We start from the raw sequence: 12,988 nt of genomic DNA on the forward strand, positions 1-12,988 counted from the left end.
TGATTACCCCAGATAGCCGAGACGAACACGCAACACATTGTTGGCGTCGTAGACAGAGACGTTCAGAGAATTGATCACCAGTCGACCTTGCCCAGGAACAATGCCGTTGATTTCCAAGGTTCCATCCTTGTTAAGGATCCAGCCCTGCTGGCCGGCGATGTAGTTTGTCGAGCTGATGTAGCTGCCGATCTTCGCGTTAGTGATTGTCCCGTCAGCAATGAACGCCGAGTTCATGAAGACCTGACCGCCCTGCACCGCAAACGGCACCGAGATAGCGCCCCCGGCGATGGTGTTGACGATGGCGAAGCGGTCCGCACTCACCAGAAATTGGCTTTGCAAGCCGGCACCAGTGTTCTCGATGCCCAGACCAATACCTGCGGCTACGTACTTGCCGTCGGCCGTGATCTGCATTTTCACCGACCACATGGTAGACAGCTGTCCGGACGTGTTCGCGTAAGCGGTCGAGGTTTCCTGAATCGCCGCGCTGTTCTCGCCAACCTTCACGTTCACTTGAGTGATCGCTGTGGCAGTGGCCTCCTTGTCCGTGGCCACGGTTTGCCGAAGGTCCGTGACGGCCGCCTGGTTGTCACCCACTGCCGAGGTCAGCGTGGTGACTTTCTGGGCTGTGGCGAGGTTTTCAGAGGCTCGGACTTTCTCCTCGCTCGCGATGGCCGCCGTACTGCTCCACCCCTTCATTGCATCCGCAAGATCACCCTCCCCGTTGTCATCACGGAAGGACGCCCGCAGAGCCTGAAACGCAGTCGCTTGCGCCGTGACCACTCCGTCGATCTCGGTGATGTCGGCAGTGTTGGTCGCAACCTGTTGCGCCAGACCATTTGCCGTCTGCACGGTCTGGCCAACGTCCAGCCAGTACGCAGCATTCGGCGGCGGTGTGTTGATCGGCACCGCGCCAGTGGCTTGGTAGATCCGCTTGCCGACCACGACAAGGTCGTACTCCACATAGGTGGCGTCCGGGTCGTAGGTCTTGAGGCCGTCAAGGGCATCGATCTGCGCCTGAAGCCCCGGGATTTTATTGATTTCGTCCAGCAGGTCCTGACCCAGCTCGGTTTCGCCAATCTGGCCGGCGATCATCTCCAGAATTGCCGCTGCGTCCGCGCTCGATTGACCCTGCACGCCAAGCCCGATCGGATACCACGGACCGATGTTGCCGATCCGGTCCACCAGGCGCGCCCAGAAATAAAAGGTCACGCCCCCGCGCAGGCCCAGCATCGAGAAATCGCTTTGCGGATACGACAGGTCGGTCAGCTTTGTGGCCGCTTCCAGGCTGGTCGACGGCCCGTACCAGATCTCCGTGCGCTGAGTGTCCTCGGCACCGGCAGGGAAACCCCACTTGAGGTAGATGCCGAACAGCAGCGGCGTGGCCGTCAGGAACGACACCGCCGGCGGCAGGCCTTCCTTGCCCTTGAGGTTCGTCAGGATCGAGGCGCGCCAGATCGATGAGATGTCGAAGGCGCTCACGGCACGGACGCGAGCCAGGTACGCACCGGCGTAGATCCCGACCACGTCGACGCTGGTGGTGCCGACGCGCTGCAGCTTGATCCAGTTGCCGCTGTCCTTGCGCCATTCCACGTCATAAGCGACCGCGCCGTTCACCGCCGGCCAGGTGATGGTCATGGTGGCGACAGCAATGCCTTGGGACACGACCGAGTTCGACGACACTGTCACGCTGGCCGGCGCCGGAACGACGGTGATGGGGATCACGCTGATTGGGCGCTCTTCCAGGCGGGCGCCGGTGTCGATGTGCGCAAACTTGCTGGGGTCGTACTGGACGGCCGAGATCTCAAATACGCCTGACTCCGGGCGCGACACGCTGGTCACGCGGTACAGCGGCACAGCCAGATCGTCGGCGTCCAGCGCCCAAACAAGCTCAGGCTCTGGCGCGGCCGAATACGCAACCGTGACAGTCACTACGCGGTCCGCTACCGATTGAACGGTGCGGCCTTCGCACTTGCCATTCGACAGATTCAGGATCAGCCGGTCGCCGGTCTTGGCCTGGGTGTCTCGGTCGAGGGTGATAGCGCGGCCATTCACCGCAGCAATGCGACCGCCAATTGGCCGGCCTGCCAACAGTTCGTCAGCGATGGGAATGACGTAGCCCGGCAGCGGAATGCGGCCGTCGAGGCCGACACGGAAGCTGACGGCGCGGTCCTTCGAGTTCGTGAGCAGCGCCCACTTACCGCGACGCTGCGCCTCGGATTCCCGGGTGCAGCCAATGGCGCTGATCTCCAGCGGATTGTCGCCATAGCGCCGCTGAAGCTTGGCATCGGTTACCGCCGTGACGTCGGTGTCGTAGTTGTTCGCCGGATTGTCGTAACTGATCAGAGCGCGGCTGTACCGGGTGCGCTCCGAAGCGCTCGAGTAGGTAAACTTGCCGTCGATGACGTTCGCCCGGGTGTAGGCGAAGTCGAAGTCGGTAGCCCGCGGCATGTCCGACAGAGAGAAAACCTGGCCCTGAGCCCAGTAGGTCATGCCGCGGTAGATCGCCGAGATGTCGCGCAGCAGCGACCAGGCATCAGCCTTGCCTTGCAGGTTCAGGTTGCAGATGAAGCGCGGCTCCATGCCCCCTTTGCCATTCGGTACCGACTGATCGCAGTACTGGGCAATCCGGTACAGCTCCCACTTGTCGACCATCCATGGTTTGATGCGACGACCCAGGCCGAATCGGTCGACAGTCGTGATGTCGTAGGTCATCCAGGTCGGGTTATCGGTCCACGCCTGCTTGAAAGTGCCGTCCCAAATCCCGGTGTACGAGCGCGACACAGGGTCGTAGTTGCTCGGCACCGACATAATTTTCAGTTCGGTATCGACCGTCACCGCCGGAATGCTGCGGAACTGCTCGGCCGAGAACTCGATATAGAGCAGCGCGGTGTTCGGGTATCGCAGTTTCGCGTCAACGACTTCGGTGAAACCTGCGATCTGCATGGTGTCAGCGATTTTGTTGTTGTTTTGGTTCGGCGTGACCCGGGTGACACGAATCAGCCATCCGCTGGTTGCCGCCGGCAGATCAATACGCCGGGTGCGTTCGTAAGTACTGGTGGTCTTGCCGTCCACGGCCTCGCTCAGCACCTGCTGATAGGCGCCTCCGTCTGTGGCCAGTTCGACCTTGTACTCGATCCGGTAGCCATTCACGTTGCCGCTGGCGTCGATCGATTGCAAGGCCGGCCAGGCGAAGCGCAGGCGCACCGCCGACAACTCCGTGTTGCTGATCGCTCGAACCCAGGGCGTGCCGCTGCGCAGCTCAATGCCCAGAGTTGTTTCGTTCTCTACCGACGGGATGCCCTGGATGTAGCCCTGCTCGACAGAGCCGTTGCGGTACTCCCACTTCACGTTCGGGAAGTTCATGTTGCCCTGGGGATCTTGCAACGGAGTGTTGTCGAGGTAGATGTCCTGCGCGGTAGGGTTGCCAGCAAACTCGCCTTCCCCCATGGCGATCAGGATCTTGGCCACGGCCACCGAGCGCAGGCTGTCCGGCGCTTCGGTCGGGGTCTTTGGCTTGTCCGATCCACCTTTGGCGCCGTAAATATCGAGCTGCTGTGCTACGCCCATGCTTTTCTCCAGGCAATAAAAAACCGCCTCATGGGCGGCTGCGGTGTTCGGGTATTGGCTACATCTGGTCTTCGGCGTAGATCGCGGCGCTGATGATGGCCCCGCCCACTCGGCGCTTTCCGTAACAAAGCGGGACCGGGTTGCCAGATGCTGTGGTGTTCTTGGCGCTGCCGAAGGCGTAGCCGGGCGTGTTCTCGGGGGCGGCGCTCGTTTTGAGGCCGCCAGCCTGCGGGCTGAGCAGTTGGATCACGCCGCCGGCTACCATGCCAATGCCAGCAGAGATCATCGCAGCACCAAGAGGAGCGGCGGCTCCGAATGAAGCTCCGCTCACTACCATGCCCACAACGATAAGGACCGCTCCAATGATCGTCTGTAACGCCCCTGCTCGCTTGCTGCCGGTCACGATCGGGGCAATCCTAATTTCTCCAGAACCGCTGTAACCTAGTTCCTTTTCTTCGATGTTTTTCGTTCCGCGAAAGACTGCAAACTCCATCCCTCTGGATTTAGCGTTCGAAATAAAGCGTTCGAAACCAGGAACCTGCACGCAAAGAGCTTTTATTGCTTCGGCCGGCGTCCGAACAGACAGTTTGAATTCTCGACCGAACTGCCTGAGAATTCCATAAAGCTTGATGGTGGTCAGCGGTTGATACTCAATTGAAAATTTTGACACAGCGTTTCTCCAGGCAATAAAAAACCGCCCGGAGGCGGTTTAGTGTCACTAATTCAAATGCACGTTCTTGCAGCCTCCTTCCAACCACTCGTTCCCGCCCAATCCATAGGAAGGAAAACACGAATGGAGGAGCCGGTGCTCGCCTGGTCAACAACCGCCAGAGCCACAACCCCCGAGAAAGTTGCAGAGGCTGCAATCTTGTACCCATGCTCCGTTTCTATAGAGCTTGTGGATGGATTGAATTCCTGCCACTTGGGAGCAAGACAGCGAGCAAACTGCTGAGGGGTCTTTTTAGACTGGCTCGAAAAGACTGGTTTATCTTGCTCAAGCCCAGAAGTCGAGCACCCCGCCAACAGCATCACCGCCACTGCCCCTATCAAAATCCGCATGATTATTCCTCGTCCTGAAAGGAGCGACTGTAGCACCGCTTCGATTGGCTGCTCTATGCTTGGTGCAGCCCCTCTCTCCGCAACCGGACTATAAAGATGTCCCGACGACCAAGTAAGCTACAACGCGTAGATCTTCCGGCCCTTACCGGACGAATCCGAGGAACGACAGGTTTTGGCTTTCATGTTGTTGGCGAATCGTATTTTCAGGTCGAGCTGAGGCACATACGAAATAACATGTCAGTAGCTTACGACAACGATCTAGAAGCATTCATTGTGACCGAACCGAACAACCCTCATGATGAAAACGCCTGCGCTGTTTACATCGACTCATTCAAGGTTGGATATCTTCCGAGTGACGCTGCCAGGGACTACGTGACGCAGATGCGCGGAAACGGAGTGTTCGGAGAGTCGTGCTTCCAAATTCGCGCCAAACTGACTGGCGGCTTTGGCGAACGACCAAAAATCGGAGTGATGCTTAATCTTCCGGCTGGGCCCGACTAATACTCCAGCTGTACTTGCATGGCCTCCAAGTGCTGTACGAATCCCCCTTCTCCAGCGGCCCTCCCGCATCACTTGGTTGGTTGTGCATCCTTGTGCCTAAGGATCAGGCGTGTTCGGTCAAGCCACGGCCCACCGAAGACGATGATCTCGCTCGGGCGCCCGTACAGGTGGTGCAGCAGGAACGGCCCAGGGCCGAAGGTGTTCGATTCTTCGCCGGGCAGTGCCGGCTCAGTGCCGAGATAAATCCCGGCGTGGTTCGGGTGCGCCGTGCGGCCGACTGTCATGACGATCATGTCGCCACGCCGTGGCCGGTCCACCTTCACGAAGCCGGCGGCCTCGTAATTCGATTCGTACAGGCTTTCCGCCTCTGCACTCTCCCACCAGCCGTCGGAGCGCTTGAAAGCCTCGAACTCCAGCCCCCACTCGCGCCTGTACCAGTCAGCACAAACCTGCCAGCAGTCCCAAGCGCCGTGCACGAACGGGCGATTGAGCAGCGGCGTGCTGCCGGTAGGGGTAATGCTGCGCAAGTCACCCTCCGGCCAACTCAAGATGTGCCAGGGTAAGGCAGTGGCTTCACACATCGCCAGGTCATGCGGGGACGGCCGACTTGTTGCGTCCGGGTGAGTGTGGAAAATCCCTATCACCTCGCCCACGTCTTCCGCTGCGGCGTAATCCTCTGGATCGATTCGGAACTCTTCGGCCGGCTCGGTCGCGATGTTTCGGCACGGGAAGTACTTCTGCTTGCGCCCGATCGCCAGCACCAGGCCGCAGGCCTCTTTCGGATACTGTGAGATCGCGTGCGCCTCCATCGCGCTCAGGATGTGCTTGCGCATGGTCAGCTCCGTGCGATCAGTGACACTGCGGGGAATCCGCCGTGGGGAAGTTCGTTGTTCTGACCGAAGCGCAACTTGCAGGACTTCAGCCCGCCCTTGCACTCGTCCTTACTCGGGTCATCCGTGGGGTTGTCGTCATCGTCGAACATCCCGCCGCCGGTATAGCCGCAGTTCGGCCCGCGGTAGCCACCGGTCATGGCCCAGTGACAAAAGGTCGTCATCTGACGCCCAGGCAGCCCGTGGTTGTCGATCTCGCCCGGGGAAGACAGTTCCCACTGCACGACCTCGCCGTCCTCGCCGGTCTTCTGGTCGATGAACCAGATTTCCAGCGCCTCCTGGGTTGGGTCTGCGGTCAGGTTTCCGTCGGGAAAGTTCGCTGCATCCAGGTACTGGGCCAGCGTCTCGCGCACGGTCAGTTGAAACTTCAGCAGGTCGTCGAAGGCTAGGCACAACGCGGTGATTCGCCCGTTGACGTTGCCGGCCATGAAAGTCGGCCGACTTGCGCTGCCGCTGCTGTCGGCGGCGATGCCTTCAATCTGCACCGGCCAGGCCGCGTACTCATTGCCCTGCCAAATAATCGACTTCGCCGGCAGTTCGTCCGGCGAGCTCTCATAGGCCAGCAACTCGTCCGGCGTGTGCGGGATCGCGTAAGCATGGAAGCGCAGCACGTCGGCGCCATATTCAGTACCGTCGATTTCAAACAGCCGCACTTCCCCGCCGGGCTCCAGTTTCTGGATGTCCGTAATCAAAGCCATGCGGCATTACCTCAAGGGTGGAAGGTTTGTTCGAAGGTGGCGGTCAGGGTGTAGACCGATCCGCCTTTGTGTGATGGCTGGTAGCCGTTGGGACACTTGTAAAGGCCGAGCTCACCAAGGGGCGGCGTCCACAGGAAAGCTTTCGCGCCCTTGTGGCGATCGAGGAAGTCGATAATTTCCTTGATCCGCGTCGCACTCCCGGTGTGGCTGATGGGCCAGGACTGCACCTTGTTGTTGATGCCGTCCGAGACCGACTGCTCATAACCGTCGCCGAACTGCTTGGATCGGTTGCGCTGCTTGATCTCGCCAGTCGCCCCCTTCTCGATTTGCCAGGTGAATCGCTCGATTGCCATGGATCACCCCTTGATGGCCCTGTTGATTTTCCCGCCTTGCCGCAAGTCAACGCTCACCAACTTCTGGTAACGCTGATCAACGAAGTCGGCCAGGTCCTTGCCGAACTGCTGATAGGCAGGATCGTCAGTGGTGGAACTGGTCGAACCGTCACTGGCAACGTTGACCTGAACGGTGATGACGGTACCGCCACCCGATCCGCCACCCAGCGCGCGCACGCCAAGCGCGCCGCCGGCAGTGCGGGTCAGCGGCATGATCGCCTCCGGCCCCGCCTCCCCCATAACCCCAGTCTGTCCGCCGGCCATCCCGAAGGCTGTCGGCTTGCTGACCACGCTATTGGAGAAGGCACCACCATCGGCAAACATCTGCACGCCGCCCGACCACGCGCCACCATTGGCTTGAACGCTGCCAGGCGTGAAGCCAGAGAGATCGGTGCCGGTGTAGCCAGCCTGTGTGGAGCCGGCCGAACCCGTGCCGCCACCAAAGTACGACGCACCGGCAGAGGCAGCCAAACCGAAGATCGCGCTGAGTGCCGAGGAACTCGCCTGCCGGGTCGCAATCCGCGCCATGTCAGCCAAGATCGACTTCGCGAAGTCCGCAAACGACAGCTTCCCGGTCATGGCGAAGTTGACGATCGCGTCTTCCATCGAGCTGAAGGCGTTGGTGAACAGGCTTTTCGTCTGCCCGGCAACGTCCCGTGCGGACTCCAAGTAGTTCTGCCACGCCGACGATGCGCCGGCGCTCCAGCTGCCCTGGGCGTCGGTCATCTCGTCATAGTTGGATTGCACGGTGTCGTGCAGATCCTGCTGCGTGGTTTTCAGCGCCGCCAGCTTCTTCGTGTACTCGTCGAGGCTCATGCCCCGCGAGCCGTCACCGTACTGGTTGGCCAGGTCGAGCTTCTGCGAGTTGATGCGGTCGTCGATAGCGTTCTGTTGGTCGGTCAGGCCACGCTGCCGATCACCCTGGCCAAGTCCGGCCGCGGCGCGCTGTCCTTGCTGGCGCAACGTGTCGACTTGCTGCTGCAGCGCACTGGTATAGGTCTGGACCGCCAGTTCCTGTTTCTTCAGCCGGCCCTGCTCGTTCGTGGCCAGCACTTCCAGTTCGCTGTCTGCCGACTTCTGCGCTTTGACCATGTCAGCGCGCGCATCGGCGATCTTCTGGTCGAGCTGGATTCGCTGCTCGCCAGTGGTTGTCGCTTTGCCTTTGGCCTCTTCGAGAGCGGCGATTTCTGCCTCGTAGGCCGAGGTGACCTCGTCCTTTTCGGCCTTGATAAGTACGGAACGCTGTGTCGCGTACGCGTCCTGCGAGATCAACCCAGCCTTTTGCGCGGCATCCAGTTGCTTCTCAGTGTTCGCGTATTCAGCCTGGATCGCCTTGAGGGCATTTTGAGTGGCATTGACACTGGTGAGATCGACGGCGCCAGCGGACGATGCCGCCTTCGGGTCCTTGTTCTTATCCTTGATGTTCTGAAGCGTCTTGGCGACATAGTCGGCCTGGACTTTCGGATCATCAGGGTTGGCTTTTCTCAGCGTCTCTACGTCCCGAAGGTACGCCTTGCTCAACTTGTCGCGCTTCTCTGCATTGGAGAGGTTCGAGTCGCTGATCTGCTTGAGCCGCTGCTCAGCGGAAATACCCTCTTTCTGAGTCTGAGTTCGATCCCCCAGATACTTATTGAGGCTTTTTTCAGCATCCTCTTGCAGCTCAAGGAATCTGATCTGCCCCTTAATATCCTCACGTTCTTTGTCGCTGACGGCGCCGGGGTTCATCCTCAAACCGCCAACGTCATACGCATTCGAGCCTGTCAGCTTCGCCTTCAGATCCTCGATCTGCTCGCTGTAGGTTTTGGCCCGGCCAACGTTGTTCAATCCGTCGAGAGCACCGCTTGCGGCGTCCTTTACGCCTTTCCAGGCTTTTTGCCACAAGCCCAGGTTGTCAGTTACCTGCTTGGAGCGATTCTGCACGGTATCGGCATACGCCTTGGTGAGCAGGTCGGCCGCGCCGATGGTGTCGCCCTGCTCTTTCAGCGCAACGATCTGCGCATAGGTCGACGCCGTGAGGAAGTTGTACTGGTCGTTCAGCTCTTTCGCTGCTGCGACCGGGTCCTTGGCGATTTTGACAAACTCAGCGATGGTCGCATCGACCGATTTACCGGTTGCGTCCTCCATCGCTGCGGCGGCGTCTGCAATTTCCTTGAAACTGTCGCCGGCAATTACACCGCTTGCCGCCAGCTTGGTCAGCGATGCCGCTGCCTCGCCAGTCGTGCCGTTGGTGGCGCTGACCTGCTGGGCCAAATTGGCCATCTGATCCGCCGAAGTGCCGGCGTAGTTGCCGGTAAGGATCAGGGCTTTGTTGTACTCCTGAGCCTCTTTGCTGCCTTGGCTGTAACCGTAAATCAGGATGCCAATAGCAGCCGCTGCGGCCAGCACTGCAACCGTCATGCCTACGACACTCATCGAGGCCCCAGTGACACTTGGAGGCAAAGCGCCGTACGCCTTTTTCGCGTTCTCTGCGGCTTCTGCGGCAGTATTCGTGCCTTCAGCCAGGCTGGACAGGCCCTCGCCTGCTTTGCCGGTGTTCTCTGCCGCGTCCTTGGCATTAGTCGCGATGCCGGCGAGCGACTCGCCCAGCACTGCCGCGCCGGCACCACCACTGAACAGCGAGCGGAACTTGTCCTTCAATACATCGAAGGTGTTGCCAACGCCGCCAAACGAATCCTTGATCTGGCCGCCCTGCTGGATCAGCACCATCAGCGGGTTTTGGCCGCCCGCCAGGCTGGTGAAGATGTCCGAGAATTGCGCGGGCAGTTGACGCAATGCCGCCTGAGTTTGTGCCGAAGACACGCCGGTTTTGCGCAGCCCCTCGTCGAAGTCGCCCAGCTTCTGCCGGGAGGCGTCAATGCGGGTCGAGTAGTCCCGGAACGTTTCGGCGTCGATCAGGCCGGCAGCCTTGTATTTCTGCAACTGCGCCTGCTGCTGATCGAGCTTATCGAGTGCGGCAATAGCGGGGTTGATCTTGGCCAGCAGCGCTTGCAGCCCCTCGGCTTGAACGCCGGTGGCTGCCGCCGCCTTCTTCGCTGCCTCAGCCTGCCGATCTGTCGAGCCGACCAGGGCGTCAGACTCAGCCTGTAACCGTCGCTGAAGCGCGGCCAGGCTACTGACCGATGAACTGGAATTGTCCAGTGCCGACGAGTTGGTGGCCACGCTGGTGGTCAGGCGCTGGTAATAGTCGCTTGAGTCCAGCGAAGCCTTGGCCATGGCCGTCAGACGCTTCATTGCGTCTTCGGTGGATTCGGACAGCTTGCCCTCGGCCGTGGCCAGGCCAGTCGACGCCGTCGCCGCCTTGTCAAAGCCGGCAGCCACACCTTCCGCTGCCTTCTCTGCCTTGATGCCAGCCTGAGTCAGGCGCTCCAGATCCGTGGCAGCCTGGACAGCATCACCCGAATCTACCTCGATGCCCAACTGCGCGATTGTGCCCGACATGAGTGCTCCGTTACTTCGATTCGCTCATGACGAGCAGGGCTTCGGCCTCCATCACCTGGAGGTCGTGGAAAATCTCAGCGATTTGTTTTTTCTTGATGCCGAGGTATCCGGCCACGTCGCGGATGGACGTGTAGTCGAGCCCGGTAGCGCCGCACGCCCCTGTCCGCCATTGCGTGGACAGGGCATTGAAGAGGCAGAAGGCCGGCCAGTTGTCTGGCCATACTTCGCATTCATCACCGTAATCCTCAGCCGAGAAGCCAAAGGCGTCCTGCCCTTGAATGCTCGGCTGATAGAGGGAGCGCGCGACGCCGGTCAGTTTCCCAGTCGGGCCGGGGAAAATGCTTTTTGGTAGGCATCGACCACGGCATCACCAGCACCGGCCGAAGTCTCGACCAGTGCACGGATTGAATCAGGGCTCAACTTGTCGTCGAAGCCCCAGCCGGCGACCAACTGAGTGACCTGCTCCACCTGGCGCTCGATGTGGGAGTCGGTAATTTCGATCAGGGTGAGTTCGTCACCTTTCGCCTTGAAGCGCTCCTGATCCTCCTTAGCGCTCTCCTGCCAGCCCGCGAACAACGCGGCGAGCTCCTTGCGGTCGCGATACTTGAACTCGAACGGCACCTTGATCGTGGTACCGCCGACGCGCGGAATGTCCACGTCGGCTTTGAACGTGGCATTTTGGGCGATCTTGAACTTGGCCATGGATACCCCTTAAGCGCCGTAGCGGATGAATTTTGCGACCACAGCGAACACGGCAGTGACGGCCATGATGTTGTTCTTGGTCAGCGAGGGCACGTTATCGAACGAGGCGAAAGCGTTGTAGGCGATGACGCCGCCAGAGGCGAGGTTTACACGGACCGCGCGCGGCTTTTTGTCGTCGTCAGCTTCCAGCAGCACTTCGTTGTGCGGAAGTTCGGGGTCATCCGCCATAGTCAGAGTGAACGACAACGCCGACTTGGACGTCGGGATCTGGTGCTCATCGTCCTCCTCGAGGAAGGAGTAGGTGACGTTCTGCTGCTCGCCGCCGGACTTGCTCGACTCCGTGACCTGGCTCATAGGTACCCAGGTCAGGATCTTCCGCACTGAACCGCCACCGGCACCGGCGATGAAGCGTGCCGCATTGAGCGTATTGATCTTCTCCAGCGCGAACGAGTCGGTGGTCACCGTTTTAACTCGAGCAATACGATTGTTCAGGCGTGCCCAGCCCGAGGTGACTTCGACAAAGTCGCCCACCTCAAGGTCATGGCCGGCCGACGACACAACAGCTTCGGTTGCGTTGGTGATCGCGGTAAAAATGATCGGCGCGTCATACGAGCCAGCGATGGCGGCGGTCGAGCCATTGGGTAGAAAAACGGCCATTGGTGCTTCCTCTTCTCAGAAATGACAAAACCCGCTCAATGGCGGGTTCTGGGTTTGCCCAATGGGCGGATTAAGTTGTGGTGTCGGCCCGGTACTGGAACGACACGGGCACGGTGAACGTGGTGTCGTCTGGAATGCCGGGGCCAGGGTCGACCGGCGTCATGGTCACCACCGTAAGCGCCCCCTTGGTGTTCCGCTGGTACAGCGGGAATAAAGCGGCGATCTGGTCTGCCAGTGCGCCGGCCGCGCCGCGGTACTTACCCGACGGCGTCACGATGCTGACCTGAAACACGCCGGTGTACAGCTTGTGGTCTCCGCCGAGCGTGTTGCTGGCGGTATCGGCCGGCAGCGTGAACGCCCTCAGGTAGGTGATGCCATCGACGGGCGTGAAGGCCTCGTTTTCGACGACGACCTTCAGCGGTACCGGCAACGCTTTCGCCCAGGCGATCAGCCTGGCTTCGTAGATTGATGCGATCAGGTTATGGCTCATACCTGGTTGTTCCTGATGGCCTCCAGCACGATCTGCTGGAAGCGGGCCACGGTGATTCGGACCATGCCACCCGGTGCCTGGGTCGAATGCCCGAACTCCAGCGGAATCGCATACCCAAGGCTGTTGGTGATGTAGCAGGTGTCGCCCGCCTTGAACTCGATTGCACCGGCAATGATTCGCGCCGTTGATTTGGCTCCGCTCGGGTCGACCTCTTCGGTCGTGGTGCTGTCCGGGGCGCCAATGCTGAACATCCAGTTCCCGCGGAACCGGCCGCCGACGTAGCCACTCGGCGCGGAGATGTCCATGCCGTCGTTCAGCTTGCGCCCAGCCTTCAACCGCCCCGCCTTTGTCAGGTTGGCGGGATCGCTGCGCAGGCCACTGTTGTGCTCGTCCACGGCCTTGTTGTACTGGCTCGCGACGGCGTTTTGCGCCCAGATCTCAGGGTTGCCTACCGGAGATATCTTGATAACGCTTATGCCGACCTGAATGATGATCTCGCGAAGGCTGGCGTCGATGGCTTCCGTGGCCTGGGCCGCAAACTCGGCAAGGCTCAACGCAAAGCTGCCGGACTGGCCGGCGTATTTGGATGCCATC

The 12,988-nt window shown here is 60.3% G+C and carries 12 protein-coding genes; 1 reads left to right on the forward strand and 11 read right to left on the reverse strand.

Annotated features, from left to right (window positions below; translation table 11 throughout):
- Positions 1–3 precede the first annotated feature (3 nt).
- Positions 4–3,567, reverse strand: coding sequence for a host specificity protein J (locus tag HKK53_RS05870; RefSeq protein ID WP_169369974.1), 3,564 nt, complete (start codon positions 3,565–3,567; stop codon positions 4–6).
- Between the two features lie 58 nt (positions 3,568–3,625).
- Positions 3,626–4,237 carry a tail assembly protein gene (locus tag HKK53_RS05875; protein WP_169369975.1) on the reverse strand — a complete coding sequence of 204 codons (612 nt, stop codon included), beginning with the start codon at positions 4,235–4,237 and terminating at the stop codon, positions 3,626–3,628.
- A gap of 485 nt (positions 4,238–4,722) precedes the next feature.
- Here HKK53_RS05875 and HKK53_RS05880 point away from each other — a divergent pair, with 485 nt between their 5' ends.
- Complete coding sequence (locus tag HKK53_RS05880) at positions 4,723–5,127, forward strand: HIRAN domain-containing protein (protein WP_169369976.1); 405 nt, start codon at positions 4,723–4,725, stop codon at positions 5,125–5,127.
- A gap of 68 nt (positions 5,128–5,195) precedes the next feature.
- Here the strand turns inward: HKK53_RS05880 and HKK53_RS05885 are convergent, their stop codons facing one another.
- From HKK53_RS05885 to HKK53_RS05925, 9 genes are all read right to left on the reverse strand, one after another.
- Complete coding sequence (locus HKK53_RS05885; protein WP_169369977.1) at positions 5,196–5,960, reverse strand: C40 family peptidase; 765 nt, start codon at positions 5,958–5,960, stop codon at positions 5,196–5,198.
- 2 nt (positions 5,961–5,962) lie between these two features.
- The gene (locus HKK53_RS05890; protein WP_169369978.1) at positions 5,963–6,715 is read right to left on the reverse strand and encodes a phage minor tail protein L; all 753 of its coding nucleotides are present in this window, start codon (positions 6,713–6,715) and stop codon (positions 5,963–5,965) included.
- Positions 6,716–6,726: 11 nt separating this feature from the next.
- Positions 6,727–7,068, reverse strand: coding sequence for a phage tail protein (locus tag HKK53_RS05895; RefSeq protein WP_169369979.1), 342 nt, complete (start codon positions 7,066–7,068; stop codon positions 6,727–6,729).
- A gap of 3 nt (positions 7,069–7,071) precedes the next feature.
- Positions 7,072–10,545, reverse strand: a complete 3,474-nt coding sequence (locus HKK53_RS05900; RefSeq protein WP_169369980.1) for a phage tail tape measure protein — start codon at positions 10,543–10,545, stop codon at positions 7,072–7,074.
- Between the two features lie 10 nt (positions 10,546–10,555).
- Positions 10,556–10,825 carry a DUF1799 domain-containing protein gene (locus tag HKK53_RS05905; RefSeq protein ID WP_169374188.1) on the reverse strand — a complete coding sequence of 90 codons (270 nt, stop codon included), beginning with the start codon at positions 10,823–10,825 and terminating at the stop codon, positions 10,556–10,558.
- 32 nt (positions 10,826–10,857) lie between these two features.
- On the reverse strand, positions 10,858–11,247 hold the full coding sequence (locus HKK53_RS05910) for a phage tail assembly chaperone (protein WP_169369981.1): 390 nt from the start codon (positions 11,245–11,247) through the stop codon (positions 10,858–10,860).
- A gap of 9 nt (positions 11,248–11,256) precedes the next feature.
- A complete protein-coding gene (locus HKK53_RS05915) occupies positions 11,257–11,904 on the reverse strand; it encodes a phage tail protein (protein ID WP_169369982.1) in 648 nt (215 codons plus the stop codon).
- A gap of 70 nt (positions 11,905–11,974) precedes the next feature.
- Positions 11,975–12,394 carry a phage tail terminator-like protein gene (locus HKK53_RS05920; protein ID WP_169369983.1) on the reverse strand — a complete coding sequence of 140 codons (420 nt, stop codon included), beginning with the start codon at positions 12,392–12,394 and terminating at the stop codon, positions 11,975–11,977.
- The gene (locus tag HKK53_RS05925) at positions 12,391–12,987 is read right to left on the reverse strand and encodes a hypothetical protein (RefSeq protein ID WP_169369984.1); all 597 of its coding nucleotides are present in this window, start codon (positions 12,985–12,987) and stop codon (positions 12,391–12,393) included. The genes HKK53_RS05920 and HKK53_RS05925 overlap by 4 nt, the downstream gene beginning before the upstream one ends.
- Between the last annotated feature and the right edge of the window lies 1 nt (position 12,988).

It is taken from the genome of Pseudomonas sp. ADAK7 (assembly GCF_012935675.1).
Classification (GTDB): Bacteria; Pseudomonadota; Gammaproteobacteria; order Pseudomonadales; family Pseudomonadaceae; genus Aquipseudomonas.

Bases quoted from the DNA above. Each gene is read 5' to 3' on its own strand.
- HKK53_RS05870 (WP_169369974.1), bottom strand. From the start codon at position 3,567: ATGGGCGTAGCACAGCAGCTCGATATTTACGGCGCCAAAGGTGGATCG.
- HKK53_RS05880 (WP_169369976.1), top strand. From the start codon at position 4,723: ATGTCCCGACGACCAAGTAAGCTACAACGCGTAGATCTTCCGGCCCTT.
- HKK53_RS05885 (WP_169369977.1), bottom strand. From the start codon at position 5,960: ATGCGCAAGCACATCCTGAGCGCGATGGAGGCGCACGCGATCTCACAG.
- HKK53_RS05890 (WP_169369978.1), bottom strand. From the start codon at position 6,715: ATGGCTTTGATTACGGACATCCAGAAACTGGAGCCCGGCGGGGAAGTG.
- HKK53_RS05895 (WP_169369979.1), bottom strand. From the start codon at position 7,068: ATGGCAATCGAGCGATTCACCTGGCAAATCGAGAAGGGGGCGACTGGC.
- HKK53_RS05900 (WP_169369980.1), bottom strand. From the start codon at position 10,545: ATGTCGGGCACAATCGCGCAGTTGGGCATCGAGGTAGATTCGGGTGAT.
- HKK53_RS05910 (WP_169369981.1), bottom strand. From the start codon at position 11,247: ATGGCCAAGTTCAAGATCGCCCAAAATGCCACGTTCAAAGCCGACGTG.
- HKK53_RS05915 (WP_169369982.1), bottom strand. From the start codon at position 11,904: ATGGCCGTTTTTCTACCCAATGGCTCGACCGCCGCCATCGCTGGCTCG.
- HKK53_RS05920 (WP_169369983.1), bottom strand. From the start codon at position 12,394: ATGAGCCATAACCTGATCGCATCAATCTACGAAGCCAGGCTGATCGCC.
- HKK53_RS05925 (WP_169369984.1), bottom strand. From the start codon at position 12,987: ATGGCATCCAAATACGCCGGCCAGTCCGGCAGCTTTGCGTTGAGCCTT.